The 26,501-nt window shown below is 42.1% G+C and carries 26 protein-coding genes; 9 read left to right on the forward strand and 17 right to left on the reverse strand.

Annotated elements, in window-relative coordinates; genetic code table 11:
- Window positions 1-87: 87 nt before the first annotated feature.
- From BSG1_RS21140 to BSG1_RS13470, 3 genes are all read right to left on the reverse strand, one after another.
- Window positions 88-228, reverse strand: coding sequence for a hypothetical protein (locus BSG1_RS21140; RefSeq protein ID WP_006837633.1), 141 nt, complete (start codon window positions 226-228; stop codon window positions 88-90).
- 111 nt (window positions 229-339) lie between these two features.
- On the reverse strand, window positions 340-1,326 hold the full coding sequence (locus BSG1_RS13465; protein ID WP_006837634.1) for a lipoate--protein ligase: 987 nt from the start codon (window positions 1,324-1,326) through the stop codon (window positions 340-342).
- Between the two features lie 27 nt (window positions 1,327-1,353).
- On the reverse strand, window positions 1,354-2,088 hold the full coding sequence (locus BSG1_RS13470; RefSeq protein WP_044022909.1) for an MBL fold metallo-hydrolase: 735 nt from the start codon (window positions 2,086-2,088) through the stop codon (window positions 1,354-1,356).
- A gap of 203 nt (window positions 2,089-2,291) precedes the next feature.
- Here BSG1_RS13470 and yhfH point away from each other — a divergent pair, with 203 nt between their 5' ends.
- On the forward strand, window positions 2,292-2,426 hold the full coding sequence (yhfH, locus tag BSG1_RS20410; RefSeq protein WP_006837636.1) for a protein YhfH: 135 nt from the start codon (window positions 2,292-2,294) through the stop codon (window positions 2,424-2,426).
- A gap of 184 nt (window positions 2,427-2,610) precedes the next feature.
- On the opposite strand, the gene BSG1_RS13480 is transcribed toward yhfH, so the two are convergent.
- The 3 genes from BSG1_RS13480 to BSG1_RS13490 all read right to left on the reverse strand — a co-directional run bounded on the left by BSG1_RS13480 (window position 2,611) and on the right by BSG1_RS13490 (window position 5,110).
- Window positions 2,611-2,952: a nuclear transport factor 2 family protein gene (locus BSG1_RS13480; protein ID WP_044022907.1), complete on the reverse strand. Its 342-nt coding sequence runs from the start codon at window positions 2,950-2,952 to the stop codon at window positions 2,611-2,613.
- A 24-nt stretch (window positions 2,953-2,976) separates the two neighbouring features.
- Complete coding sequence (locus BSG1_RS13485) at window positions 2,977-3,843, reverse strand: phosphotransferase (protein ID WP_006837638.1); 867 nt, start codon at window positions 3,841-3,843, stop codon at window positions 2,977-2,979.
- A gap of 256 nt (window positions 3,844-4,099) precedes the next feature.
- Window positions 4,100-5,110, reverse strand: coding sequence for a DUF3231 family protein (locus BSG1_RS13490; protein ID WP_006837640.1), 1,011 nt, complete (start codon window positions 5,108-5,110; stop codon window positions 4,100-4,102).
- Window positions 5,111-5,801: 691 nt separating this feature from the next.
- Here BSG1_RS13490 and qoxA point away from each other — a divergent pair.
- The 4 genes from qoxA to qoxD are packed head-to-tail and all read left to right on the forward strand — an operon-like array spanning window position 5,802 to window position 9,693.
- A complete protein-coding gene (gene qoxA / locus BSG1_RS13495) occupies window positions 5,802-6,830 on the forward strand; it encodes a cytochrome aa3 quinol oxidase subunit II (RefSeq protein WP_006837641.1) in 1,029 nt (342 codons plus the stop codon).
- Window positions 6,820-8,796 carry a cytochrome aa3 quinol oxidase subunit I gene (gene qoxB, locus BSG1_RS13500; RefSeq protein WP_006837642.1) on the forward strand — a complete coding sequence of 659 codons (1,977 nt, stop codon included), beginning with the start codon at window positions 6,820-6,822 and terminating at the stop codon, window positions 8,794-8,796. Before qoxA ends, qoxB begins: the two co-directional genes overlap by 11 nt.
- On the forward strand, window positions 8,786-9,391 hold the full coding sequence (gene qoxC, locus BSG1_RS13505) for a cytochrome aa3 quinol oxidase subunit III (protein WP_006837643.1): 606 nt from the start codon (window positions 8,786-8,788) through the stop codon (window positions 9,389-9,391). Before qoxB ends, qoxC begins: the two co-directional genes overlap by 11 nt.
- Window positions 9,391-9,693, forward strand: a complete 303-nt coding sequence (gene qoxD / locus BSG1_RS13510; protein ID WP_006837644.1) for a cytochrome aa3 quinol oxidase subunit IV — start codon at window positions 9,391-9,393, stop codon at window positions 9,691-9,693. The genes qoxC and qoxD overlap by 1 nt, the downstream gene beginning before the upstream one ends.
- 155 nt (window positions 9,694-9,848) lie before the next feature.
- Here qoxD and BSG1_RS13515 read toward each other — a convergent pair whose 3' ends face one another.
- The 4 genes from BSG1_RS13515 to hemE form a co-directional block, all read right to left on the reverse strand.
- Window positions 9,849-10,100, reverse strand: a complete 252-nt coding sequence (locus tag BSG1_RS13515) for a hypothetical protein (RefSeq protein ID WP_006837645.1) — start codon at window positions 10,098-10,100, stop codon at window positions 9,849-9,851.
- A gap of 1,093 nt (window positions 10,101-11,193) precedes the next feature.
- On the reverse strand, window positions 11,194-12,591 hold the full coding sequence (hemY, locus tag BSG1_RS13520) for a protoporphyrinogen oxidase (RefSeq protein ID WP_006837646.1): 1,398 nt from the start codon (window positions 12,589-12,591) through the stop codon (window positions 11,194-11,196).
- 33 nt (window positions 12,592-12,624) lie between these two features.
- Window positions 12,625-13,554, reverse strand: a complete 930-nt coding sequence (gene hemH, locus BSG1_RS13525) for a ferrochelatase (protein WP_006837647.1) — start codon at window positions 13,552-13,554, stop codon at window positions 12,625-12,627.
- A 44-nt stretch (window positions 13,555-13,598) separates the two neighbouring features.
- A complete protein-coding gene (gene hemE / locus BSG1_RS13530) occupies window positions 13,599-14,642 on the reverse strand; it encodes a uroporphyrinogen decarboxylase (protein ID WP_006837648.1) in 1,044 nt (347 codons plus the stop codon).
- A 343-nt stretch (window positions 14,643-14,985) separates the two neighbouring features.
- Between hemE and BSG1_RS13535 the strand changes: the two genes are divergently transcribed.
- Window positions 14,986-15,498 (forward strand): antibiotic biosynthesis monooxygenase family protein, encoded by a 513-nt coding sequence (locus BSG1_RS13535; protein ID WP_044022908.1) that lies wholly within the window; start codon window positions 14,986-14,988, stop codon window positions 15,496-15,498.
- A gap of 253 nt (window positions 15,499-15,751) precedes the next feature.
- Here the strand turns inward: BSG1_RS13535 and BSG1_RS13540 are convergent, their stop codons facing one another.
- The 3 genes from BSG1_RS13540 to liaF are packed head-to-tail and all read right to left on the reverse strand — an operon-like array spanning window position 15,752 to window position 18,257.
- On the reverse strand, window positions 15,752-16,402 hold the full coding sequence (locus tag BSG1_RS13540) for a response regulator transcription factor (protein ID WP_006837650.1): 651 nt from the start codon (window positions 16,400-16,402) through the stop codon (window positions 15,752-15,754).
- Entirely contained in the window at window positions 16,395-17,450 is a 1,056-nt protein-coding gene (locus BSG1_RS13545; RefSeq protein ID WP_232214238.1) for a sensor histidine kinase, read from the reverse strand. Before BSG1_RS13545 ends, BSG1_RS13540 begins: the two co-directional genes overlap by 8 nt.
- A 12-nt stretch (window positions 17,451-17,462) precedes the next feature.
- Complete coding sequence (gene liaF, locus BSG1_RS13550) at window positions 17,463-18,257, reverse strand: cell wall-active antibiotics response protein LiaF (protein ID WP_052302396.1); 795 nt, start codon at window positions 18,255-18,257, stop codon at window positions 17,463-17,465.
- Between the two features lie 360 nt (window positions 18,258-18,617).
- Between liaF and BSG1_RS13555 the strand changes: the two genes are divergently transcribed.
- On the forward strand, window positions 18,618-20,012 hold the full coding sequence (locus tag BSG1_RS13555) for a hypothetical protein (protein ID WP_006837654.1): 1,395 nt from the start codon (window positions 18,618-18,620) through the stop codon (window positions 20,010-20,012).
- 248 nt (window positions 20,013-20,260) lie between these two features.
- Here the strand turns inward: BSG1_RS13555 and BSG1_RS13560 are convergent, their stop codons facing one another.
- Window positions 20,261-20,857 (reverse strand): phosphatase PAP2 family protein, encoded by a 597-nt coding sequence (locus BSG1_RS13560; protein ID WP_006837655.1) that lies wholly within the window; start codon window positions 20,855-20,857, stop codon window positions 20,261-20,263.
- 137 nt (window positions 20,858-20,994) lie between these two features.
- Between BSG1_RS13560 and BSG1_RS13565 the strand changes: the two genes are divergently transcribed.
- On the forward strand, window positions 20,995-22,167 hold the full coding sequence (locus BSG1_RS13565; RefSeq protein WP_006837656.1) for a M20 family metallopeptidase: 1,173 nt from the start codon (window positions 20,995-20,997) through the stop codon (window positions 22,165-22,167).
- 171 nt (window positions 22,168-22,338) lie between these two features.
- Here BSG1_RS13565 and BSG1_RS13570 read toward each other — a convergent pair whose 3' ends face one another.
- The 3 genes from BSG1_RS13570 to BSG1_RS13580 all read right to left on the reverse strand — a co-directional run bounded on the left by BSG1_RS13570 (window position 22,339) and on the right by BSG1_RS13580 (window position 25,155).
- The gene (locus BSG1_RS13570; protein ID WP_006837657.1) at window positions 22,339-23,046 is read right to left on the reverse strand and encodes an EcsC family protein; all 708 of its coding nucleotides are present in this window, start codon (window positions 23,044-23,046) and stop codon (window positions 22,339-22,341) included.
- 151 nt (window positions 23,047-23,197) lie between these two features.
- Window positions 23,198-24,418 (reverse strand): ABC transporter permease, encoded by a 1,221-nt coding sequence (locus BSG1_RS13575; RefSeq protein WP_006837658.1) that lies wholly within the window; start codon window positions 24,416-24,418, stop codon window positions 23,198-23,200.
- Window positions 24,415-25,155, reverse strand: coding sequence for an ABC transporter ATP-binding protein (locus tag BSG1_RS13580; RefSeq protein WP_083802887.1), 741 nt, complete (start codon window positions 25,153-25,155; stop codon window positions 24,415-24,417). Before BSG1_RS13580 ends, BSG1_RS13575 begins: the two co-directional genes overlap by 4 nt.
- A 594-nt stretch (window positions 25,156-25,749) precedes the next feature.
- Here BSG1_RS13580 and BSG1_RS13585 point away from each other — a divergent pair.
- The gene (locus BSG1_RS13585) at window positions 25,750-26,169 is read left to right on the forward strand and encodes an HIT family protein (protein ID WP_006837660.1); all 420 of its coding nucleotides are present in this window, start codon (window positions 25,750-25,752) and stop codon (window positions 26,167-26,169) included.
- The last annotated feature ends 332 nt before the right edge of the window (window positions 26,170-26,501 follow it).

Below are 26,501 nucleotides of genomic sequence, written 5' to 3' on the forward strand. Positions count from 1 at the left end.
GACTGTCCCTTTTAGTGCTTTAAAGGGCTAAACAAAAAAACATGGCCCCCCTTCCAGGGGGCCATGCGTTTTTTTGCTGTGTGTATTTTAAAAGAAGGTCTTGACTACCTGTTCTTCACGTCCGCAGACGGTACACTTATACTGAATTTCCAATGCATCCTCGACGGCATCATGGATCGTTTCTTTTTTATCGTTTTCACAATACCTTTTGACCTGAGCTTTTTCCATTTGAATTCACCACTTTCTTCAAATCTGCTCTATACCTATGTTTTATCCATAAGAATTAAGAATTAACCTGATTTGCAGAAAAAATCCTTTGGTGAAATGGGATGTTTTTCTTTAGTACACTAAATTGACAATATCTTCTTTTGTAACTTTTCCAAAGTAGTGCTGGATTTCTACACCTTCAAGCGCCTTCTCGACTTCAGCTTTTTCGTATTTCAAACCAGTCAGCTTGTTTTCAATGTCACTGACATCGCCTACACCGAAGAAGTCACCAAAGATCTTGCAGTTTTCAATGATACCTTTATTGACTTCAAGCCGGATATCAATGGAGCCGACTGGAAATCGATGTGAGTGCTGAAGGTTGAACTTTGGAGACTTTCCATAATTCCATTTCCAGTTTTGATATCTCTCTTCGGACAGCTCGTTAATGTTCTTCCAATCTTCTTCTGTAAGTACGTATTCTTCCACTTCGTTCTCATCAAAAATATAGCGAAGGAGCATTGAGCGGAAATCTGTTATCGTCATTTTCTCTTCAAGGAATTCAGAGATGTTGGCTACACGGCTGCGGATGGATTTGATTCCCTTAGATTCAATCTTGTCTTTTCTGACTTTCAGTGCAGAAACTACATTTTCAATCTCCGAATCAAAAAGCAGGGTTCCATGGCTGAACATTCTTCCCTTAGTTGAAAACTGTGCATTTCCAGAAATTTTCCTTCCCTCTGCTTCAATATCGTTTCTTCCGCTTAACTCTGCATTCACACCTAATTTTTTAAGAGCCTTGATGACAGGCTCGGTGAATTTCTGGAAGTTATGAAAGCTTTGACCGTCATCTTTAGTGATGAAGCTGAAGTTAAGGTTCCCGAGGTCATGGTATACCGCTCCCCCTCCGGACAAACGGCGGACAACATGCAGGTTTTGTGCTTCTACATATTCCGTATTGATTTCTTCTATCGTGTTTTGATTTTTTCCGATGATAATGGAAGGTTCGTTGATATAGAACAGTAAATAGTCTTCATTAATGTCCAGGTTTTTCAGGGCATATTCCTCGATTGCCAGGTTGATACGCGGGTCTGTGATACCTTTATTGTCGATGAATTTCATAAGATGGGTCCTCCTTTGAATGGTACATTATACATTTAATTGTAAGTCTTTTTCGGCGAGAATGATTTCACCTTTATAAATGCCGGCAACTTCTTGAACGAGTTTATTTAAATCTCCATAGTGTGGAAGGTGAGTCAAGACAAGCTTTTTGACACCGGCGGCCTTCGCAACCCTGCCACTGTCAAGGCTGTTCATATGCCCTGCTCCGCTTCCATCCATATCGCCATAGAAATTACATTCACAAAGAAAAATGTCAGCATCCTTTGCAAATGAAATAAACGAGTCCTGGTAGGCGGAGTCCGCTGTATAAACGAGAGTTTTGCCTCCTGCTTCAATTCTCATGGCATAGCATGGCACCGGGTGCTTGGTCTTAAGAAACGAGATGGTATATGGACCGATATGCAGCACTTCACTCGGATTATATGCGGTACCCCTCATTAGGTCTTTGTATGTAAGTGATGCAAACCCCTGCTTGTCTTCCTCGTGGGCGTAAAACGGAAGTGTGTTGCTATTCTTCCCTAAGTATTTCTGTATTAACAGAGCATGCTGAAGTACACCTATATCTGCCGTATGATCCGGATGGTAGTGAGACAGGATTGCAGCGTCCAGTTCATATGCTTCAATATGCTCCTGCAAGAAGGATAAAACACCGCTGCCACAGTCGATCAACAGTTTAAACCCCTGCTCTTCCAGCAAATATCCGGAACTGGCTTCATTCTTTTTGGGGTATCCGCCCCAATGTCCGATTACAGTCAGTTTCAAGGAAATCTCTCCTTTCCGTATTTTTGTTTGAGAATGGTTTTCACTCATATCTCCACTATACTCCAATACGCCTATTTTTTCATTATTTTAAAATTTTGATGCAAAATCGATTGACGAAAACCAATCTGTTATAATACAATATAGAAAATAAAGAAATCAGTTATATAACAAATGGGGTATACTAAAAGCGGAGGGTGATCAATATGTTAACGAATGTGGTGGAATTTTTCAGAAACTTACCTAGGAAGCAATGTGTACAATGTGGAGAGCATATCGAAGAGCAGCATGAATGCTACGGCAACCATTGCGATAACTGTATTACGAACCACGAACTGTAAAAAACAAAAAGCTGGAGCGGCATTCGCTTCAGCTTTTTATTTTGGCTCTATTCCTATGTATTCGTTGCTATTCGAGAATGAGCTAGTGTTCACTGTAGGTGCGCGAACCGCGGGGCGGGCGTTGAGCCCTGCATCGCATTCTGCATGAAGACGTATAACATTCACGTCTGCGTAATCCTTCAAGTCACACAACAAACCACACTTTTTTAATCTTCTCATCAGAGACTTCATACATGGCCACAGCATAGACTTCTTTGCCGTTTGCTCTTCCTGTCACATGCTCATGATCAATTGCAACATTTCCTTTTGCCATGCGATTAAGCAGTTCAGCATGATTATTCGGATTCTCTTCGAACATCCGTGTATAACGCTCCCTCATCGCGTCAAGCCCCTGGTATATAACTTTGTTTGATGGAAACTCCATGACTGTTACATCTGTACTGTAACAGTCCAGAAAAGTCTCTATATCTTGCAAATTGTACGCATCAAGCTGTTTTTGTGCCAGGTATTCTGCCTTTTTACTCATCTTGATTCCTCCCAATTTTTTATATCATGTTGACCTTCCTTCTAATTTCCCCTTCCAATGGGCCCATGCTTGTTTATATTCACTGAAATCCTCAGGATGATGCCGCAGGCAAGTCGCAAGCCTGATATACAGGATGATGGAGACTTCCCTATATAACTCACCAGTCGTCAGATTGCTTTTGAATTCCATCAGTCCACTGCAATGCATAATCGTTTCAACTGTCAAATCTTCCGGCGAGGAACAAAAGGCATACAGCAAATCATAAAGAGGCGGTCCGATTACAGGCGTCGGGTCGATAATCCCGGACAATTCACCATGCTCGATTAAAAAGTTATGTACCCCGCAATCACCATGAAGCAAATAAGCTGTCTTGCTCCAATTCATGGTTGAGTCTTTAACAAGTAAATCTACCAGTTCATCATCCCTTGTGTCCAAATGCCCCGCTACCGTTTTCTTCGCTTCATTCACCCTGGTAGTGATAAATTGCTCCCAAGTTGAGACGGGCTCATCTCTCCACCCCCATCCCTCCAGAGGAGAAATTTCTTTATATTGATTGATAAAATGCAATACAACAGACTCCAGAACGGAACGCTTGTTACCAACGTTATTTAATACTTCCCCCCTTACATAATGATAGACGAGATACTGATTCTCCGCATCTCTGTATAAAAGCTTCGGTAATAGTTCTGCACCATAGTAAAACTCAAGGAAAGAAGCTTCCGAGGCGATTACTTCAGGAACATTTGATTTGATGACATAACGGGGAGATCCTTGGATTCCTAATAAATATAACTCGCTGACTGTCCCGCCCTGCAGCTTCCTTAACACTTCAGTTCCTTCAGGAAGAACTTTTCTGGCGATCAATTCTTTAGTCTTTTGTAAAGCCTCCATGTTTTATTTCCCCCTACCCTGCAGCTATATCGGTCAATCTTAGAGCTGATCTTGCAAGACATTTCCTGACAGCAATACTCTGATAAAATCTGTCTGTGTCAACAGCTTCATAGAAAAAGGCCGCCGTAAATACGACAGCCTTATACATAAATCTTCTATATGAAACATAAAGGCAAAAATGAATATTTCAAAATCAGCTACTATATAAAACTTACTATCAAATAAATTTTACAACGTTAGAAATTTTCTGTAAATATTATTTTTTCTGTTTTCTTAACTTATCTCTGTCAAGGGTTTGAGGCGGCTTTTCAAACCACCCATTCCTAATCATGATTTTTGCTCCTTCGTCAGCATATTTTCCGAGATTCATTAGTAAGGACTCATACATTAATCCAATGTCTTTTCTCATCGTAGCGGCAAGAGCCATTCCATAATCTCCCATGCCGATCGAATTCAATCCTGAGATCTGAAACATCATGAGCTTGTCCGAAAAGGGACTTTCCGTTGACGCAGTAATGGTAGAATCCCATGTAGAAGGATAGGAATTGTCATCATCTTTTAAACAGGATATAAACTTCTCATTATGTTTTCGGGACGAATCGTATCCTTTTTTGAAGTAATTCGCCACCGTTTTGGATTGAGCAACCTGGCTGAAACCGAGGAGAAGTGTTTTCGCCACATTTGATACCTCTATGTTTGTGCCAAGGTGGGCAACCTCCATGGCAAGCAGCGGACGCTTCTTCCCAAACATACCTCCCATAAAGTCTGCATTCATTACATACTCGACCCTTTCAGGATAAGCCATATATGGAGAGCGGATAAACACACCTTTTTCGAGCATCATTTCACATGCCATATCGAATAGTTTGTCTGACTGCTGCAGCCATTTACTGTACAGTTCCCTGACATCCTTACGTGCAAGTACTCCCTTCGCAAGGGAATAAGCATTCAATCCACTTCTTCCGACGTGATGAATGTATCTTAGGTAGGTGACATCGGAGAAAAGTTTTGGTGCGTCTGAATTGACATCATTCTTTCCAAAACCATTCGGTAGCGGCAGTTCCTCCTTAATGAATAAATCCCGGATGACTTCAATATGTTCTTTGGCAATATCAGAGGCGTACGTAATAACTGGATCAATGCTCTTATCTTCGGTTGTCTTTAAAAAATGATGCAGGATACAATATGCCATCGTGTCCGCCATATAAGTATTCCAGAGCATGGCAATTTCAGCTGATGTAAGATCGGTTTGATGCTTTGTTTCCATAGGTCACCTCATCGATACTCTTATTCTCTTTTATTATGACCATCAATAATCATTAAAATGTAAATTCACTTCCATATTATGTACCAGCGGAAAAAACTTTTATTAGCCAACGGGTTGCTTCGGGTTGGCGATATTTGGCCTTTTCGTTGAGGTATTGATCTATATTACCAGACGCAGACATGAATTTTGGGCCATTCTTGAGTTATTGATCCAATTCTTCCCGCACCGATGGAAAATTTGGTCCATTTCCCGAGTTATTGATCTAAATTATCCAGTGCGCACGTGAGATTCGGTCAATTCCAGCCTTAATCTCAGTTTCACTCCGTGCTTTTATCACCATTCTAATTATCCAAAAATAAACATAATCAATAAAAAATCATGAACTCAATGGCCAAATTCCCTCCTCAATTTTAAACGTTCGAATTCTTGTCACAGTTTTAAAAAGGCAATATATCCTTGATATATCAAGGCTTTAACGTTTTCTTCATCAAATTCCACTGAATGTAAAAATCAACCTTACTTTTTTTGTAACAAATTGGCCGAGCATATTGTGATATTATTCACTTACTAGGAGACACGATTGTGTTTGATCGTTCTTCTGCCAAAAATATTTTTTTTCAGTAAGTTTGTGAAATACTGAACAAATTTTGAACAATTTGTGACATTTATAAAAAGAAGGTGAGGAACAGATATGAAATCACTAAAGCCTTTACTGGTATTTCTTCCATTATCATTAGTGCTTTTCTTGAGCGGCTGCGAGACGAATATGGTTGTCTTCGAACCGCAAGGACCAGTGGCAAGGTCCATTACAGAGCTAATTAACTGGTCACTCATTTGGATGTTAATTGTTGTCGTAGTCGTTTTCGCATTGTTTGCTTATATCATCTGGAAATACAGAGAAAAACCAGAGAACATGGATTACGAGCCGCCTGAAGAACACGGCAGCACACTCCTTGAGGTCATTTGGACGGGAATCCCGATTCTGATTGTTATTGCGTTGACGATTCCGACTGTCAAAACACTTTACAGTTTAGAAGAGATTCCAGAAACGCTTGAAGAAAAAGAACCGATTACCATCCATGTTACAGCAGCCGACTGGAAATGGATTTTCAGTTATCCTGAAGAAGGCATCGAAACTGTAAACTATGTCAATATTCCTGAAGATACTCCAGTACTCTTCAAACTTACGTCTGCAAGTACAATGCAATCCTTCTGGGTACCTGCATTGGCCGGTCAGAAATATGCGATGGCCAAAATGGAAACAGAATTGTATCTTGCAGCTGATAACCCTGGTTCATACATGGGGAAAAACTCAAACTTTAATGGCCGCGGTTATGCCGAAATGGAATTTGAAGTACTGGCTCAAACTCAATCAGATTATGATGAGTGGGTCAAAGAAGTGAAAGACACAGCTCCTAAACTTACAGAAGATAAATATGAAGAGCTGTTGAAGCCTACGCACTTAGGCAGACTGACTTTTAATAATACACATCTTGCGTGGGTGGACCATTCCGATATAAATTCCAAAACGTACACGAATCCTGAACTATACCGCTACCACGGTTATCAGGGAAAAACGTTTGAAGAAGAAGACAACTATAAAAACGCTGATGATGATGAAGAAGAATCTGATGATCACGGTCACGGACACGAAGATTCACACAGCGGACATAGTGATGAAGAAGATGACTCACACGGAGGTGACCACCATGGGCATTAAATGGGATGAATTTTTCGTAACAGGAGATCCGCTTATTCTAGGAGCTCAGATCTCCATTGCACTTACGATGATCGGCGTCGTTTTTGGTGTTACCTATCTAAAGAAATGGACCTGGTTATGGCGGGAATGGATTACAACCGTCGACCATAAACGAATCGGGATTATGTATATCATTGCAGCTATATTGATGTTTTTCCGTGGAGGAATTGACGGGCTGCTGATGAAGGCACAGACATCCAGACCCGAAATGGAATTTTTGAGTTCACAGCATTACAACGAAATTTTCACGACACATGGTGTAATTATGATTCTATTCATGGCGATGCCTTTCTTGATTGGTTTAATGAACGTTGTTGTTCCATTGCAAATCGGGGCACGTGATGTTGCGTTCCCTCAATTGAACGCTTTGAGCTTCTGGCTGTTCTTTGCCGGAGCGATGCTGTTTAACATTTCATTCGTCATCGGGGGATCTCCGGATGCCGGGTGGACATCGTACTTCCCGCTGGCTGGTAAAGAGTTCAGCCCGGGCATAGCCAATAACTATTATGCTGTAGCCCTTCAGATTGCCGGTATCGGTACACTCATGACAGGTATCAACTTTATTGTAACGATTTTGAAAATGAGAACAAAAGGCATGGGACTAATGAAGATGCCTATGTTCACATGGACTACACTTATTACTTCAGTCATTATCGTCGCTGCTTTCCCGATCTTCACAGTTGCATTGGCGCTTATGACGACAGACCGTATTTTCGGTACCCATTTCTTCACAGTATCCGGCGGAGGAATGGATATGCTTTGGGCTAACTTGTTCTGGTTATGGGGGCACCCTGAAGTATACATTGTAGCCTTGCCTGCTTTTGGAATTTTCTCTGAGGTCATTGCTACATTCTCACGTAAATCTTTGTTTGGTTATAAATCAATGGTGTATGCGATTGTCGGTATTGCTGTACTGAGCATGGTCGTATGGGTCCACCATTTTTATACAATGGGCTCAGGTCCTGCGGTTAACTCATTCTTCTCAATTACAACTATGATGATCGCGGTTCCGACTGGTGTTAAAATCTTCAACTGGCTTTTCACTATGAGAAAAGGCCGGATCAAGATGACAACTGCCATGCTATGGGCATTGGCCTTCATCCCGACGTTTACCATCGGTGGAGTCACAGGTGTCATGCTTGCCATGGGTGCAGCCGATTATCAATACCATAATACATTGTTCCTGGTTGCCCACTTCCACTATGTATTGATCCCTGGTGTTGTCTATGCGGTATTTGCTGGATTGTACTACTGGTGGCCAAAAATGTTCGGCCATATGCTGAATGAAAAGTTAGGAAAATGGCATTTCTGGTTGTTCAATATTGGATTCAACGTTACATTCATGCCGATGTTCTTCCTGGGACTAAAAGGTGCGGTACGCCGTTCTTACACATTCTCAGCTGAATCAGGCTTCTCTGAATTGTTCTTAGTATCTGCAATTGGTTCCATCATCCTGGCTGCAGGGTTCGCAGTATTCTGCTACAACATCTACTGGAGCATCCGTTATGCAGACAGGGATATCTCAAGCGATCCTTGGGATGCAAGAACACTGGAGTGGGCAACTGCTTCACCTGTTCAGTACTACAACTTTGCACAACAACCTGAAGTTAAAGCGATTGATGCTTTCTGGCATATGAAAAAGAATAATGAAGGATTGACATTGAGCGACTCAGACATCAAGAAGATCCACATGCCAAGCAACGCTGGCTTACCGTTTATCATGTGTGTATTTTTCGGGATCGCCGGATTCTTCCTTGTATTCGAGTGGCAAATCGCAACAATCATCGCCTCACTTGGTATCATTGCAGGATTGATTTACCGTTCGTTCGATTATAACGATGGATACTATATTCCTGTAGAAGAAATTAAAGACATTGAACGTTCTTGGAGAAACAAAAAAGGAGAGGTGAATAAACATGTCAGCTAAAGTCGATACGTCCCTTCCTTTAGAGTATCAAACAGAGCAGAACCGTTTAAGCATTCTCGGTTTCTGGATATTCCTTGGAGCTGAGATTGCCCTCTTCGCTACATTGTTTGCTGTATATGCCGTGTTGAGCCAACGTTATGCAGGCGGTCCGACACACCAGGACATTTTTATGATGAAAGAAGTTATGGTCCAGACTGTATTGCTGCTTACGAGCAGCTTTACATGCGGACTGGCAATCTTTGAAATGAGACGCGGAAACCTAAAAGGCCTGATTACGTGGTTAATTATCACTCTTGGCCTGGGTGCCGGTTTCTTATACATGGAGATCAATGAATTTATTCATTATGTTCATGAAGGTGCAACGATGCAGACGAGTGCATTCCTTTCCAGTCTTTTTGTACTGCTTGGAACGCATGGAGCACACGTCACATTCGGTATCTTCTGGGCAGTAATGGTCATCATTCAGCTGGTAAAACGAGGACTCACGCCAGTCACTGCCCGAAAAGTCTTTATTATCGGGTTATATTGGCACTTCCTTGATGTTGTCTGGATCTTCATCTTCACATTTGTTTACTTGAAAGGAATGATGCTGTAATGGAAAAGAGTACAAAAAATTATCCAATAAGCCACTTTGTCGGCTTTATTATGTCACTCGTCCTTACCTTTGCAGCAGCATGGGTCGCACTAAAAACGTCCCTCTCATTTACAGTTGTTATGTGGGTCATTGGTACACTGGCTGTTGTGCAGGCAGGTCTTCAATTGTTCATGTTCATGCACGTCAATGAAGGAGAAGACGGCAAAGTACAGATTATCAATATTATTTACGCAGTGTTCTGTGCGGTCGTCATTGTGATCGGTTCTATCTGGGTATTGACCTCTGGTCATGCAGCCCATTAATAATAATGTGTCCGCAACCACTTCCAGTTGTCGACTCCTGTGAAGAGCCGAATGATCGATGATGATCTTCATAAGGAAAGCAATTCGTTAGTAACTAGCAATTCCCATACAAAAAGGCTTGGAGAACTTTCCAAGCCTTTTTTTACATTTAATTATTAAATTCGATTCTTGAACATGCCGTTTATTTCAGGTCTGCTTTTCCCTGTAAACTCTTCAATAAGAGGCAGGAAGATCATCGTTCCAAAAATAAACATGAAACCGACCATCACACCGATTCCGATCGAAAGCATATACTCCTGTGTGATACCGCTTACAAAAAAGCTGTAAAAAGTAATCATTAATCCGATTGCTGTGCCTCCAGCAGAAAGCCATTTAACAGCCGCGAGTAGTTGTTGTTTATTACCCATCCGTATCGCCCCCAATATATAATCCTTTATATACTATTTTATGTTTGTTCACAGATTTGTCAAATAAAATTCTAAAAAAGTTCAAAAATAGGTTTCTACCTGGCTCATTTGTTTGGTAGAGTTCTGCTTCTTTTCAATGAGTTTTTTTTGAGGGGTTTGATCCCGAGGGGCTGGGTTACGTTCCAGTAGGTACGTGCCCTTGGTGCTGGAACAGACGTCACGCTAATTCCGCAGGAGGTCACGCTAATTCCGCTTCAATCAAAATGTATTCAAAATTAGAATTCTCCTTTTTAAAAACCATAAACTTTGCGAAACCAGCCTTCCGAAATGAGTATAAGACGAGGATGACAGGGAGGTTCAACTAAGAACTACAGTTTGTTTGTGCAAGGATGATACATATTGAAGGAATACCGGAGGCGGTTGGTTTTAAAGAAATATTTCCTTATAACTGAAAGCTCTTTTTAGAATGGTATGTTTATCGAGGAATCTTACCATTATAACTTTAGTTTCCCTTTGAAATGGTACGTTTTTCAAGGTATCTTACCATTATAACTTTAGTTTCCCTTTGGAATGGTTCGTTTATCGAGGAATCTTACCATTACAACTCTATATTCCCTTTGGAATGGTACGTTTATCGAGGAATCTTACCATTATAACTCTAGTTTCCCTTTGGAATGGTACGTTTATCGAGGAATCTTACCATTATAACTTTAGGTTTCTCTTTGTAATGGTACGTTTATCAAAGAATCTTACCATTATAACTTTAGGTTTCTCTTTGGAATGGTACGTTTTTCAAGGAATCTTACCATTATAACTCTATATTCTCTTTATAATGGTACGTTTATCGAGGAATCTTACCATTATAACTCTATATTCCCTTTGTAATGGTACGTTCCTCAGGGAATCTCTACGGTATTACCAAAACATTCTTAAAGGGACATTTAATTCAACAATTCATGCCTCCAACAATTAAAAGTTACCCTTTAACACACTAACGGACTAAGAGGGACTGTCCCTCTTAGTGTGTTAACGCGTTAACGTAACAAACAAAAAAAACATGCAGGCTGTGAGTTCAGCCTGCATGTTTTTTGGTTTATGATAGATATTCTAGTACGTTTCGGACTGCTTTTTCGCCTTGATCGATACAGTCTGGAAGGCCAAGGCCTTCGAAGGAACTGCCTGCGATAAATAATCCGGGAAGCTCTCTATTTACATTGACCCGCATTTTTTCTAAGCGGTCTTTATGACCGACAGTATATTGAGGCATTGCATCTTTCCATCTTGAAACAATCGTAAACTCAGGGTTCATCGTGATATCCATGATTTTATTCAGATCCTGGAGAACGATTTTTTCAATCTGGCTGTCGGAAAGGTCTACAACAGCTTCATCCCCTGCTCTGCCGACATAGCATCGAAGCAATACTTTTCCATCCGGTGTGGAATGCGGCCATTTCCTGTGAGTCCATGTACAGGCAGTAATGGTGTAGTCACTGTTTCGTGATACGACAAATCCTGTTCCATCGATATCCTTTTTAATTGCTTCTTGTGGAAATGCCATGGCGACTGTTGCCACTGAGGTAGCCGGTATTGATTTTAGATGTTCAAAAAGATTGTGCTGCGGGAACATCGTTGGAATCGTTGGATGGGGAGTGGTCACAATGACACTGTCCGCATCCAAACTCTCCCCGTTATTCAGGAAAAGAGAATAACCGTTGTTCTCAGCTTTCTCGATTTGTTCCACTCTGACTCCTTTCAGGACTGAATCAGGATGGAGCCTCTCTTCAATGGCATCCACCAACGATTGCAACCCCTTCGTCAGTGTCAGGAATATTGCTTTTTTCTTGCCGCCCTTCTGGGGTGCGGGTGTCGTTTTCTTCATTCCAAGTATCAGACTTCTATGTTTTTGTTCCACCTGGTAAAACTGAGGAAATGTTGACATGAGGCTCAGCTTATCGATATCTCCAGCATAGATCCCGGACAGCAATGGCTCAATTAAATTTTCAACTACTTCATGACCAAGTCTTCTTCTGAAAAATTCGCCCAGAGACTGGTCACCCTCAACCTTAGACTTGGGTAATATGAAGTCAGCTGCCGCTCTCGCTTTACCCTGCATAGAAAACAAACCGGTGGTAACAAAAGGAGCCATTTGTGTCGGAATCCCCATTACAGAACCGCCTGGCATTGGATGAAGTTCTCCGTTCACCAGGACATATGCTGTGCCTGTGGAGTTGTTCACAAGATCATTGTCTAGACCAACTTCTTTGGCAAGCCTGGCAGCACTCGTTTTTCTCTCCAGAAATGAGTCGGGTCCTCTTTCGATCACAAAACCGTCCCTCTTAACTGTTTGAATTTTTCCGCCAAGCCTATGGCTCGCTTCAATCAGTTTAATGTCAAGTGGACGTCCGGTCTTCTCGGCTTCTTTTTGCAGATAGTAAGCTGATGTTAATCCTGTAATTCCCCCGCCGATAATTACTACCTTTTGTTTCTCCACTGGTTCATCGCCTTCTTTTTCTAGTTTTGATTCTTAGTTTAGATGCTTCATTACTACAGTTGCCAATGCGTCAATGAACTCAGGCTTTGCATTTGGCATTTCCGGTCTGTAATAGCTTGCGCCAATTTCATCCGTCACTACTTTACATTCATAATCATTGTCATAAAGTACTTCCAGGTGGTCTGCAACGAAACCGACTGGAATATAAACAAATGTGTTATAGCCTTCTTCTTTATGCAAATCTCTTGTCAGGTCCTGAACGTCCGGACCAATCCATGGGTCAGGAGTATTCCCTTCACTCTGCCAGCCGACAGCGTAATTGGTGATTCCCGCTCCTTTTGCAATTAAGTCAGCAGTTTCCTGGAGCTGATCGGGGTACGGATCTCCGTCTTTCAGGATTCTTTCCGGAAGGCTGTGTGCGGAAACGATCAAGACTGCTTCATTTCGTTCTTCTTCCGTCATACTTGCATACGTTTCTTTTACTTTGTTAACCCAATACTCAATGAATTTCGGTTCATCATACCAGCTTTCAACCGATGTGATGTTCGGACCTCCGAGCTTGGCTGCTTCTTGTTTGGCACGTCCGTTGTAAGATTTCACACTGAAAGTGGAAAAATGCGGGGCCAAAACGATAGATACCGCTTCTTCGATGCCATCTTCGTGCATTTGCTGCACTGCATCTTCAACAAACGGTTCAATATGTTTAAGACCTAGATACATCTTAAATTCAACTTCATCCTGAATGGCATTTAGACGCTCTTCAAGTGATTTTCCCTGATCAAGCGTTATTTTTGCCAATGGAGAAATCCCCCCGATTGCTTCATAACGTTCAGTTAAATCTTCCAGCATTTCAGGTGAAGGTGTTCTGCCGTGGCGGATATGTGTGTAATAACGTTCGATGTCTTCTTCTTTGTAAGGAGTCCCATAAGCCATTACAAGGAGACCCATTTTTTTCTTTGTCATTATTCGCTCACCTCAATATTTAAGTTCAGTATTGTATGAAAAGGTTACCCTCTCATTTTCTCTGCACTGTATTCGTGCACGAATGCCGTAAGTCTTTTTAAGGTTTCTGGTTTTACGGAAGGGAATACCCCGTGGCCAAGATTAAAGATATGTCCCGGATTGGCGATACCCTGGTCAAGGATTGCTTTAGCCTTCTCTTCGATGACGTCCCATGGAGCAAGTAAAATCGCCGGGTCTAAATTACCCATAACTGTCTTCGTGATTCCGTTGGAAAGTGCTTCCTGCACAGGAAGTCTCCAGTCCAGTCCAACTACATCAATCGGAAGGTCGTGCCATTCCATGGAAAGGTGGCTTGCCCCTACCCCGAACATGATCAATGGAACATTTTCTTTCTTCAGTTCTGAGAAGATCTTCTCCATTGTCGGTTTGATGAATGTGCGGTAATCCTGAACATTCAAAGCTCCCACCCAAGAATCAAAGATTTGGAATGCTGACGCCCCCGCCTTGATTTGGGCACGGCCATAGGTAATGGTCATATCAGCCAGCTTGTCCATTAACGTAAACCATGCTTTTGGTTCTGCATACATGAACGCTTTTGTCTTATTATAGTTTTTCGAAGGACCGCCCTCAATCATATAGCTCGCCATTGTAAAAGGTGCCCCGGCAAATCCGATCAATGGAACGGAAAGCTGTTCCTTCGTCAAAAGCTTAATCGTATCCAATATGTAAGGAACATCGCTTTCGGGGTCGATTTCTCCCAGCTTTTCGACATCTGCCACAGATCTAATCGGGTTATCAATCACAGGTCCGATGCCCGGTTTAATATCTACGTCAACACCGATGGAAGGCAGTGGAGACATGATGTCCTTATATAAAATAGCCGCATCCACGTCATACTGTTCCACTGGCAAACGAGTTACATATGCGCAGATCTCAGGCTGATGCGTAATTTCAAACAATGAATACTTTTCCTTCAATTCTCTGTACTCAGGCTGTGAACGCCCGGCCTGTCTCATGTACCATACTGGTGTGTAGTCTGTCTTTTCCCCTCTTGCAGCTTTTAAAAATGTGTCATTCATCTTTTTCATTTGTATATGTCCACCCTTCTGAATCCTCTATGTAACATCATTGTATTATATTATGGCTAAAGATTAAAAAATGACGCAGCTATATTAACCTATACGTTCATATATCCCGTTTTCACTATAGACTTTTCCACTATAAATGTATAGTTAAGGGCTCCAAATGTCATAAATTTGCCGATTTTATATGTCGGTTTGTTCAAAATTAAAGCGCTGAATTTGCAGGGGCAATTTGAAAGCGATATCATAAAGGAGATTTCAATTACATATGCCTTGCCGGCAGCAGAGAGTTTACGAATTGGGGCAGAGGGAAAAATAAAAATATACTATAGTGGCAGGAGTGAACGATATGTATGTTTATATGACAAGCGGAACGCATGAATTTTTAAAAACGTTAGAAAACAAACACATGGACGAGACCCTTATCCTGATGGATAATGCAGATACTTCCGTATTGGTCCATGAAACAGAAGGGAAATCTGTATTTCAGGAACCGAGACGATATGAGGTCATCGACTCTACAGGCGATCTAAAAAAACACGGATTTGTTGTCATCAACAATATCCCGGTTTCTGATGAAGGTCGTCCCGTCTTTGAATACCGATTCAAGAACCGTGCAGGTTTAATTGAAGAAGTGGACGGCTTTATTGCCATCAGGGTCCTTCGTCCAATCGAAACGGACACTTATGCCATTTTAACGCAATGGGAAGATGAGCATTCCTTTAAACAGTGGCAGGACTCTCAGCAGTATGCGAAAGCTCATGAAAAAAGAGGAACCGAGGATGGCGTAGATGCTCAACGGAACATGTTTCCCCGCCCTTCCTATGTAACACAGTACAGCATAGCTGCAGACGAGGATTAATGAAACGCTGTTTTCGTATATATTGTTGCTCTCGGAAAAATCCAAAAAGCCGGATTTTCCCCTTGGAGACAAGGGCTTTTTTCTCTGAAAAGGTGAGTTAGCTCTTTTCTTTCTTGTTTATCAGGCTATTTCTGGTTAATTAAGTAGATATTTTTAAAAGTTTGTATTAAACAGCAACAAAGTTTACGAAAAGAGCCTAATGAAAAAGCCGGCCCGCAGATTGGTTTGCGGACCGGCTTTTTCATTGTCAGATTTATTTACCTGAACTCTTCATTAAGATTCCATTGCGGTTGGCATAGATCGCAGCCTGTGTACGGTCGGCTACCCCCAGTTTGCTGAGAATATTGCTGACATGTGTTTTGGTGGTCTTGACACCAATGAAAAGTTCATCAGATATTTCCTGGTTCGTCATCCCTTCTCCGAGACATTTCAGCACTTCCAATTCCCTGGTAGTCAGGTCCTCATGCAACTTCCTTTCCTGAGGCCGGAACCTGTTCATCATTTTATCTGCGACTTTCGGGGCGATCACACTTTCTCCTTTGACAGCTTTGTAAACTGCCGATACGACTTCATCGGCACTTGCCGTTTTCAAGAGGTAGCTGTGGGCACCTGCCTCAATTGCAGGGAAGACTTTTTCATCATCGTAGTAGCTTGTAAGAATAATAATTTTACAGTCCGGAAGAAATGTTAATATCTCCTGTGTAGCCTCTATCCCGTTTCCATTTTCCATCAACAAGTCCATTAAGATAATCTGCGGCTGGTAAAGCTTAGCCAGTTTCACAGCCTCATTTCCGCTCGAGGCTTCACCGAGGAATTCGATTCTCTCTTCAGTCAACAGGTAGGTCTTCATTCCGAGTCTGACCATCTCATGGTCATCGACAATCATTACTTTGATTTTATCCATTGATGCCCTCTCCCTCTTCCCTTAAAGGTATCCTTATATTTATATATGTTCCTTCGTTCTCCTTTGAGCGGATTTGAAAGATGCCGCCAATCTCTTCACACCGTTCCCTCATCGTCTGCAGGCCATAAGAGGTCATTTTTTGCTGATTGACATTGAAACCTTTTCCGTTATCACTGATATATAAGTTCAGGGTTGAATCAATTTTTTTGGTTGAGATCTTGATTTGCGTCGCCTCAGCATGCCTGAGAATGTTGGATATTCCCTCTTGAATAATTCGGAACATGTGGGCTTCTGCTCCCTTTGTCAGCCCTTCCAAGTGATTGAACTCGGCCATTATGTCAATGGGGGTTTTTTCTTTCAACTCCTGAATAAGCTTCTTTAACCCTTGCGGCAGGCTTTCTCCCTTCAAATCTATCGGTCTCAAATGGAGCAGAAGTGCCCGCATTTCTCCCTGTGCTTTCGAGGCGATTTCAGCTACCTGCTTCAGGATTGGTTCAGATTCTTTTGGCTTCTTTTGCACGGTACGTACGGCTGCGGATGACAGCATGTTAAGGGCAAACAGCTGCTGGCTGACTGAATCGTGCAAATCCCTTGCCAATCGGTGCCTTTCCTCCATTACTGCCGCTTGGTGGGCTTGGTCTGCCAGTTCTGATTTTTCATCTGCCAGCCTTTGCAGTGACTTTACCTGTTCCTGTATATAAACCGCAAGCTGGTTTAGTTCATCTGTTAAAATTCCAATTTCATCCTCTTTTTCGTCATTCACCCGCGCTGAAAATCTTCCGCTTCTTAACACTGAAACAAAAGTGGAAATATCATCAAGCCTTCCTTTAAAGGAGTAACCTGTCTTGACACCAAAATAGATGCTCAGCAGTAAAAAGATACTAAAAACAAGGAGTGTGAGATAAAGAGATCCGGCAAGTGTTATGTGTGGAGTTTCTGCCATCAGGATATAAAATTGAATAATAAGGAAAAAGAATAGTGTACCCATCAACCCCATCATGAAAAAACTCTTAAAGAACCAAAAGCGTATATTTGAAGATTTATTCAATGGAAGCACCTCTCAGACCTTATTGATTCGTACAGAACCAATGGAAAATTCTATCATGATCTTCAGTTTTTTCTCCGCTTCATCATATCCAGGAGACCTATAAGTCAAATTTGGTTTGATATCCGCTGATTTTTGGCCGAATATTTTTATATCGCCAACGCTTCCTTCGACACGTATATCAACCGGAATATCCTCAGGGATCAACATTTTCACGTCCCCAACCCACCCTTTAAGATGGATTGGCGTTTCGCCTTCCGGAATATACGCTTTGCTTATATCAAAATAATAATTTCCTATCATGTTATACAGCCTCATGGATTCAAGCGGCCAATTGGGCTGATTAAATTTCACATCACCGACGATATATCCCCGTTTCACTTTCACCCTTTTCTTTTCACTTTTCAGTGTTTTCTTCTTTCCTTTCGTCTCTCTATCAAACGAGTCTTCCCCCGGCAAAGTCATTTGGCTTTTTTTCCATAACACCATGAAGGCAAACCCCATCAAGCTGACAGGCCACAGTTTCCACCATTCTCCATAAGAGAATGAAACAGCGTCAAAAGTATCCAATATCAGTAATCCACCATAGATAAACAGAAATAAGCCGAAAGTGAATTTAATCGACCTTCTCCATTTGATGCTATTTACCATCCATTTCAACCCTTGCAACAAGATAAGCAAAGGAATGAATATGACAAATAACTGTTTTATTTCCAAGGAAATGACACCAATATTAATTAACAGCAATACTACACCTGTCATTAATAGTATCGCTGAGAAAAACCATTGTTTTCCGCCAGAATTTTTCAATTTTCACACCGCCTTTAACCATTCTTTTCTCATTTCGATGAATTACATCAAAATCCTTTATTATTTCGTTGTATTAAAAAAATCAATTTTACATGCACACCGCTAAATGCGGCCGTCGGGAAATTTTTCTTCCCCGCCGCATTAAACTCTCCCATTAAATCTCTTTTAGTAAAGGAAAATCTTCTATTAAATACAGTTTACTAGGATATCTTTCACCTTAAGAGGAGCATCGGCATGATTTCGACTCCGTCCCTGGACGGAGATTTTATGTATATCCTTTCACCATCACTTTCTGGGTGAATATCCTGTAATACAAAAGGCAAACGCCCTTTTAAAAGATTAGGTGAGGGGGAACCTATTATGCTTGTGGAATTGACTGCCTTACACTGGCTTTACTTAGCTTTCATTGGGTTAATCATTCTTTTCATGGTATTCAGAAGAGATACAACGATCGTTTGCATCGCCGGGATCTTTCTCATTGCATTGCTGGCGAATGGCTCATTGACCAGCTCTGTGAGCAGTGTCTTTAACAGTTTTATTTTTGCGATCACAGAGCTTTTGTCCACTATCCTGGTCATCTCAATCATTGTCGGAATGAGTAAAAGCCTTACAAAAACGGGCATTAACGATGTCATGATCAGTCCTTTTGCGAAATTGATCAAGACACCTGCCCTTGCTTACTGGACGATCGGGATTGTCATGATGCTGATTTCCTGGTTTTTCTGGCCTTCGCCTGCAGTAGCACTCTTGGGAGCTGTCCTGGTTCCTGTTGCTCTCCGTGTCGGTTTGCCTGCACTTGGCATCGCCATGGCCATGAACCTCTTTGGTCATGGGATTGCCCTTTCAGGAGACTTTGTCATTCAAGCTGCCCCAAAACTGACCTCTGACGCAGCCGGACTACAGGTATCTGAGGTAATCCAGGCCAGTATCCCGCTTGTGGCTGTGATGGGGATTGTGACGACGGTAACGGCATTTCTCTTTTTAAAAAGGGATATGAAGAAAGGAATTCTCGTTGTAGAGGAATCCGAACTACAGGATGTTGCTAAAGAAGAAGGCCCAGAGCTATTAAGCCACTCTGCCAAGAAGTTCTTTGCACTGATGATCCCCGTCCTTTTCGCATTGAATATCCTTGCCATGTTCTTGTTCGATCTTCAGGGAGGAGATGCCACTGCACTTATTGGCGGTACCTCCATATTCATTCTGCTCATCATCTCACTTTCTGGTTATAAAGCTAAAGGCCTTGAACAAACAACCAGCTTCATAATTGAAGGGTTTCAATTTGGATTTAAAGTCTTCGGTCCTGTCATTCCCATTGCCGCCTTCTTCTACCTTGGGGATTCCGGCTTTACAGCGATAATAGGAGAAGGCTTTCTGCCGGACGCTTCTTCCGGGATTGTAAATGACCTCGGCGGGGCGCTCGCAGCCGTTGTTCCACTCTCTAAAGCTGTTGGTGCTGTCACTCTCACGACTGTAGGGGCCATTACCGGACTCGATGGCTCAGGCTTTTCAGGAATATCCCTTGCCGGATCGGTAGCCCTGTTATTCTCTGACAGCATTGGATCAGGGGCTGCCACGTTGACTGCCCTTGGTCAAATATCCGCCATCTGGGTCGGCGGGGGCACACTCGTTCCTTGGGCACTCATCCCTGCGGCTGCCATCTGTAATGTCGATCCATTCGAACTGGCAAGACGAAACCTGGCACCTGTTATCATCGGTCTGATTGCAACAACCATCTTTGCTATGTTTCTCATATAAAAACGCTGTTCTCGTATATATTGTTGCTCTCGGAAAAATCCAAGAAGCCGGATTTTTCCCTTGGAGACAAGGGCTTATTTCTCTGTACAAGGTGAATTAGCTCTTTTCTTCCTTGTTTATCAGGCTATTTCTGGTTAATTAAGTAGGTATTTTTTAAATTTGTATTAAATAGCAACAAAGTTTACGAAAAGAGCCTTTAAAAAAGCTGAATCTAAGAGGCATTGCCCGCCTCTTAAGATTCAGCTTTTTTACTTCCTGTTACTCAACTTCAGATACGCGAACTCGCAAAGAACATAATAAGAAAATCCTATCAGAAAACCAGCTAGTACATCTGAAGGGTAGTGGGCCTCATCAGGGATTCTGCTGAAACCCGTCAATAGTGCCAGGCTTATGGCTGTCACATAGACGGCCAACTTCCCATTCGCTGACGTAATCATTTTCGAAATAAAGAATGCCAGCACAAGCAAAAAGATCAGCCCCACCATCGCGTGTCCGCTCGGAAAACTGAACCCCTCTTCCCCGTGAAGAGCTTCCGGCCTGTCTCTCTCCACCACTGCTTTGAAAAATTTATTAATATAGTTTCCACCGCCAATGGCTAACACAGTAAAAATAATACCAGTAAAATTCCTTTCCTTAAGCGCAAGCCATAGGATCAGAAGTATGCTTACTGTCCCGATGACCAGCTCGGTTCCGATGAAATCAAAATGCTCTAAAAACGGAAAATTTTTAAATATGGCAAAAACCGTTTGATCAAACCAAAGTATGTAATCTGTTGAAACGAGTAGAAGGACTCCAAGAAAAACAGCAAAAGAGATCCATCCCCAAATATATTTCTTTTTAGACATATTCTCACCTCCCCTATTTGTTTTACCATAATTAAGCCAAGGACCGCTATAGTAATCGCCGACATTTATATAAATATAATGATATACTATTCTTAATTTTCATAATAAAACACATAGGCGTCGAAGGAGGAATTTGAATGCTCGAAACATTATTTGAAAAACTGGAAAACGGGTGGGAAGAAATGGTGGAAATCAGACGGTATCTTCATCAGCATCCGGAAGTTTCATTCAAAGAGGTTAAAACATCACAATTTATCGCCGACTTTTACCGACAGCTTGAAATAGATGTGAATCCGGGAGTAGGAGGCAACGGGGTCATTGCACGAATTGACGGGGCGAGACCTGGAAAAACCATTGCCTTGAGAGCTGATTTTGACGCACTGCCTATCCATGACGAGAAGGAAGTCCCTTACCGTTCAACCATCGATGGTGTCATGCATGCTTGCGGCCATGATGGACATACAGCAACATTGCTTGTACTTGCGAAAGCAATGAATGAGCTGAAGGCTGAACTGCCGGGGACTTACGTGTTCATTCATCAGCACGCTGAAGAATATGCCCCTGGGGGAGCAAAACCAATGGTAGAAGCAGGCTGCCTGGATGGTGTGGATGCCGTTTTTGGAACCCACTTATGGGCAACAGAACCGCTTGGAAAGATTCAATACCGTACTGGCCCCATCATGGCCGCGGCAGACCGATTTGAAATAACCATCCAAGGAGCTGGAGGACATGGTGCTCAGCCGCACAAAACAAAGGACTCCATTGTCGCAGCGTCACAATTGGTCGGTACCCTTCAGCAAATCGTCAGCCGGAGAGTCAATCCAATAGAACCCGCCGTTGTCACGATAGGATCATTTGTTGCCGAAAATGCATTCAATGTAATAGCCGATACTGCCAAATTGGGCGGAACGGTCCGAACCTTCAGTGAGGATACCAGGGACTTCATCATTAACGAAATGGAAAGAATCATAAAAGGCACATGCCTTTCAGCCGATTGCTCCTATACCTTCCATTACGATAAAGGTTATCCAGCGGTTGTAAACCATAAAGAAGAAACGGAGCACCTTGTCAAAGCAGTCGAAGGCATAAACGGAGTCAGTGCAATTGAAGAGTGTGACATGCAAATGGGCGGAGAGGATTTTGCATACTATCTGCAAAAGGTCCCAGGTACCTTTTTCTTCACCGGGGCCCAGCCTGAGGGAGTTGAACACCCGTACCCCCACCACCATCCAAAATTCGACTTTAATGAAAAAGCGATGCTGACAGCCGCACGTGTCCTCGCCAAGGCCGCCATCACTTATTCCCAATAACAGAAAAGCCGGTACATTTTTGTGCCGGCTTTTCTGATGGTTGTTACCGGTCGCCCAGGGAGCGGGGTACATCAAATATAAAAGATGTTTTCTTGGCTCGCCTTGCAAGCATCATCCTTTTCCCTCACAAAAAACAATGCCCCTCGCCTGCAAGGGGAGGGGCATCATTTACTATTTAAAATACCTGCTTCGATAAGCATATATTGCTGCTTCACCTAACTCTTCCAATAGTCCATAATTGGCATAAGCTCCTATAAGTGCCCCGATACCGGGAATGATCTGAAGCATCTTCACAAAATCTATATAATCGCGGTACTCCTGCTGGAACACCTTCCAATCCAAGTCAACAGCCTTTTTCTTAAACTCTTTCCAACCATCAATAATCGAGAAAACTTCACGGCGATGTGCATCACTTGAGAACGCAAGCTGAAAAACATATAACATGAAAAGTCTTTCCTCATAATCTTTCGGATCAAAACCGTGTATCTGGGCCGCTTCATATAGATATTTCATTTTAATGGAAAGCAGCAGCGGAAAATCCGCCAATCCAAGGAAAATTCCGCCGGCACCTGTTCCGGCTCCTTCCACCGCGGCTGCTTTTCTATAAAAAGACAGCCTTTCCTTCATGTACTTTTCCTTCTCTTCTAATGATTCCGGAACGATAATTTTATTACTGGATGTAAACCCTGAACCTGCCAATGTTACTTTGACCATGTTCTTGATGCTGTCCGTAACCATCTTGTGCACCTTCTCCGGAATCACTGAGTTGAATTTGATTTGTGCTTTTTTGGCAGTTCGGTTCACTATGCCTGCTCTCTTCAGTTTTTTCCTCTTCCACATCTCCATTTCGTTTTGTGCATGTGATTCAAAGCTTTTCATGTCAAACACCTGTCCTTTTAGTAGGCTGTTTTGCGAGCTTTGCTTTTCTCAGTGCAGATTATTATCCTCAGGAGCATGTTCAACTCCTTGCCTCGTTAAAAAGAACCAAAACCATGCCTGTTAATACGAATGAAGCAACATGAAGTTTCACTCAGTATTCGAATTTCTTCAGTCTCTGCGGGAGATAAAAATTTGCAAAGGCAAATGCAAACAAAAGCCCTGCGGCCAACAGGATCCCCGCTTCATATGATTGGCCGCCTAAGGCGAGCGCCAGAGAAAATAGGACAGCCTGTACATTCATTGCCCAGTACACCACTTGCTGGAAGGATTGTTTTTTCACACTTTCAGCCACCGGGTATAGGGAGACCCATATTTTATAATCAAAACGTTTGAACATTGGGATCATCTGAAAACCAGTCAAATACATAAACAGCAAACCGGTTACGATGCTGAGCCAAAGTGTCTCACTAAAGTAAAGGATCACCATGGACAATAAAGAAAGACGGATATATAAGCCAAAATATTCACTCGTGCGCAGAAGGGAACGGATATACAAAAACTTAAAGGTTTGCTTCTGGTCGTACTTTATCATATTCATGACAGCGTCGAGCCATCTTCTGCGATGCACTTTCCCCTTCAGTTTCGGCACATCCGTGAACATATTCGCCAATCTATAAAACAAGAGCATCCTCTGCTCTTCCAGACTGATCAGTACATCCCATTTCAGGCTTTTCCCTTTTACGGAGCCCCTGAAGTACAATAGGTAACCCATCAGGATGACCGCCACTGCGAGAACCAGGACAAGAGAAGCCCCGCTGAGCACCATATAAAGGAAAACAGCGTTTAAAGCAAATCGTATAAAGTAATCAACAAAATGCGTATCACGCTCCTGATTTTTCAAGGTATACCATCTCACATAGAGATTCCATACTTTCAGTCCTAATAAAATTAAGAGGAGGACAAAGAAAAATTGAAATCCTCGGTCTGTCACCTTTACATACATAGGCATCATGGCAGCAAGAATCAGCAGCAATACATAGGACTGCGAAATAAAGCTTACCCATATCCCTTTTTGGAAAAACTTTTTCATACGGCTTTCAAGCGGCAGTAAAAAGACAGCATCTGCCTCCCGTAAGAATGTATAGACCGGACTCCATGAGAGGATCAATCCAAGGATGACCGCCATAATAAACGGAGCCGGAAAAGAGCTGTCAAGAGTCCCTACCCACTGATTATATGTGAATGCACCACCGCCTAAAGCAAAAATAAGCACAAACAGCAAGTGGTCATTAAACATATAACGTAGATATTTCCTCAGCTCTGTATTATATTCCACAACCCTTTTTTTCCATATTTCATCGATATTTCTCATTGTTCAACTTCTTCCTTTGTCAGCTCGATATAGATATCATCCAACGTTGCATGGGGCATTCCAAATTCCTGCTGCAGTTCTTGAAGCGTTCCCTTAGCTCTGATTTGCCCTTCATGAAGAATGATAAATGAATCACAATACCGTTCTGCTGTTGCGAGGATATGGGTAGACATCAATATGCCGGCCCCATTCTTTTTCATCTCTTCCATCGAATTCAACAAAGACTGGATTGCTAACGGATCCAGACCTACAAAGGGTTCGTCGATAATATACAGACTCGGTTCTACCAAAAAAGCACACATGATCATGACTTTTTGTTTCATCCCTTTTGAGAAATGAGAAGGAAACCAGCCCAGCCTTTTTTCCATTCTGAATTCTTTCAGCAGCCCCTCCGCCCTCTTTTTATATTCCGCTTCTGGAACTCCATAGGCCATTGCAGTTAGCCTCATATGTTCTTCCAAAGTCAATTCATCGTAGAGGATCGGTGTTTCCGGTATGTAGGCGAACTGTTTTCGGTATTCATCGGTATCACCTTTTAGTTGGAGCCCGTTGATTTTGATATCTCCCTGCTTAGGCTCCATCAACCCGATGATATGCTTGATAGTCGTACTCTTTCCGGCTCCGTTCAGTCCAATCAACCCTACAATTTCGTTAGAATCGATGCTGAAAGAAATATCTTTCAACACGGGTTTTCGTGTATATCCTCCAACCAAATGCTGAATTTCCAATAGTGACACAAGCAACGTCCTTTCTATCTGTTGTTGGTTTCATTTTAGCAAAGCGCGTCTTTTCAGGCTATTTCTGAACTTCTTCGATAAATAATATTTTTCTTGTATATAGAATTAAAAAATGGCCATCATAATGGAGGAAGGGGACAGCAAAACTTAAAACGGGGTGGTTGTTAAAGACCGGGATCCGAATTATACGTTTGCTTCCATCATTAATAAGGGGATGGTCGTCTTGCACAGTATTGACTTGAACTCACACCATAATTTTTAACAAACTTTAAAAATGAGGTGTTTATCAAAGAACACGGACTATCATTGACTTCTTAAAGCATAAAAAGCTATAAGATAAGGGGATGGTCGCTTTGAACCAGAGTCGGTCAACACAAATTTCGATTAATCACTGATCTTGCAAAATCATGCAAAATGAGGTGTTTATCGCAGAGCATTTAGACGTTCCACTAATGAACCTTTAATGTATTCCCCCTTCAAATGGGGCTGGCAAAGGGTGATTCTGATATTACCTTTCTGCCGGCCCCTTCTTTGTTCTTTCCATAATTTCACTTATTATGATAAAATCAAAAAAACATTGAAAGGCGGGATACTATGAGTGACTGTATTTTTTGCAAAATAATTGACGGCGAAATCCCTTCATCAAAAGTGTATGAGGACGAACATGTTCTGGCTTTCCTTGATATCAGCCAGGTGACCAAAGGACATACCCTGGTGATCCCGAAAGTACATAAAGAAAATGTGTACGAGCTGACAGAAGAAATCGCGTCCAATGTCTTTGCAGCTGTACCGAAAATCGCAAATGCCATCAAAGCGGAGTATAATCCAATCGGCTTGAACCTGCTGAATAATAATGGGGAAGATGCCGGCCAGTCCGTTTTCCACTTCCACCTTCACATCATTCCTCGTTATGGACAAGGCGACGGATTCGGAGCTGTTTGGAAAACCCATACAGACCAATACAGCGCAAATGAGTTAAAAGAAATCGCCGATGGTATCAGCAAACATTTATAAACAGCATATCTTTACTATTACACAACAGAATGAAAACTCCTCCTCGGTGGGGAGTTTTTGTTTTTGGGGCTTTCTGTGATTGGTTGGTGGGTACAAACTGGCTTGTTAAACGTTTGCCCCCGATTTGAGTTAAATTTGGACTTATCTGACCACAAATTTCAGGTTGCTCTTACAATTCGGCTTATTCCTTGATTTAATGGTCCACATTTTTCTCGTTGTCCCCACAATTTGGTCTATTCCTCGACTTATTTGTCCTCATTCTTCTCGACGACCTCTCAATTTGGTCTATTCCTTGAATTATGATCCAAACATTTCTCGTTTCCCTCACAATT

The sequence above is a fragment of the Bacillus sp. SG-1 genome (assembly GCF_000181495.1).
GTDB lineage: Bacteria > Bacillota > Bacilli > Bacillales > Bacillaceae_B > Rossellomorea.

Coding starts and splice junctions, on each gene's coding strand:
- yhfH (WP_006837636.1), top strand. CDS start 2,292: ATGTTAACGAATGTGGTGGAATTTTTCAGAAACTTACCTAGGAAGCAA.
- BSG1_RS13515 (WP_006837645.1), bottom strand. CDS start 10,100: ATGGGTAATAAACAACAACTACTCGCGGCTGTTAAATGGCTTTCTGCT.
- BSG1_RS13540 (WP_006837650.1), bottom strand. CDS start 16,402: ATGGATAAAATCAAAGTAATGATTGTCGATGACCATGAGATGGTCAGA.
- BSG1_RS13585 (WP_006837660.1), top strand. CDS start 25,750: ATGAGTGACTGTATTTTTTGCAAAATAATTGACGGCGAAATCCCTTCA.
- BSG1_RS13560 (WP_006837655.1), bottom strand. CDS start 20,857: ATGTCTAAAAAGAAATATATTTGGGGATGGATCTCTTTTGCTGTTTTT.
- hemH (WP_006837647.1), bottom strand. CDS start 13,554: ATGACAAAGAAAAAAATGGGTCTCCTTGTAATGGCTTATGGGACTCCT.
- qoxA (WP_006837641.1), top strand. CDS start 5,802: ATGAAATCACTAAAGCCTTTACTGGTATTTCTTCCATTATCATTAGTG.
- qoxD (WP_006837644.1), top strand. CDS start 9,391: ATGGAAAAGAGTACAAAAAATTATCCAATAAGCCACTTTGTCGGCTTT.
- qoxB (WP_006837642.1), top strand. CDS start 6,820: ATGGGCATTAAATGGGATGAATTTTTCGTAACAGGAGATCCGCTTATT.
- hemE (WP_006837648.1), bottom strand. CDS start 14,642: ATGAAAAAGATGAATGACACATTTTTAAAAGCTGCAAGAGGGGAAAAG.
- qoxC (WP_006837643.1), top strand. CDS start 8,786: ATGTCAGCTAAAGTCGATACGTCCCTTCCTTTAGAGTATCAAACAGAG.
- BSG1_RS13535 (WP_044022908.1), top strand. CDS start 14,986: ATGTATGTTTATATGACAAGCGGAACGCATGAATTTTTAAAAACGTTA.
- BSG1_RS13490 (WP_006837640.1), bottom strand. CDS start 5,110: ATGGAAACAAAGCATCAAACCGATCTTACATCAGCTGAAATTGCCATG.
- BSG1_RS21140 (WP_006837633.1), bottom strand. CDS start 228: ATGGAAAAAGCTCAGGTCAAAAGGTATTGTGAAAACGATAAAAAAGAA.
- BSG1_RS13465 (WP_006837634.1), bottom strand. CDS start 1,326: ATGAAATTCATCGACAATAAAGGTATCACAGACCCGCGTATCAACCTG.
- BSG1_RS13570 (WP_006837657.1), bottom strand. CDS start 23,046: ATGAAAAGCTTTGAATCACATGCACAAAACGAAATGGAGATGTGGAAG.
- BSG1_RS13480 (WP_044022907.1), bottom strand. CDS start 2,952: ATGAGTAAAAAGGCAGAATACCTGGCACAAAAACAGCTTGATGCGTAC.
- BSG1_RS13565 (WP_006837656.1), top strand. CDS start 20,995: ATGCTCGAAACATTATTTGAAAAACTGGAAAACGGGTGGGAAGAAATG.
- BSG1_RS13555 (WP_006837654.1), top strand. CDS start 18,618: ATGCTTGTGGAATTGACTGCCTTACACTGGCTTTACTTAGCTTTCATT.
- BSG1_RS13485 (WP_006837638.1), bottom strand. CDS start 3,843: ATGGAGGCTTTACAAAAGACTAAAGAATTGATCGCCAGAAAAGTTCTT.
- BSG1_RS13575 (WP_006837658.1), bottom strand. CDS start 24,418: ATGAGAAATATCGATGAAATATGGAAAAAAAGGGTTGTGGAATATAAT.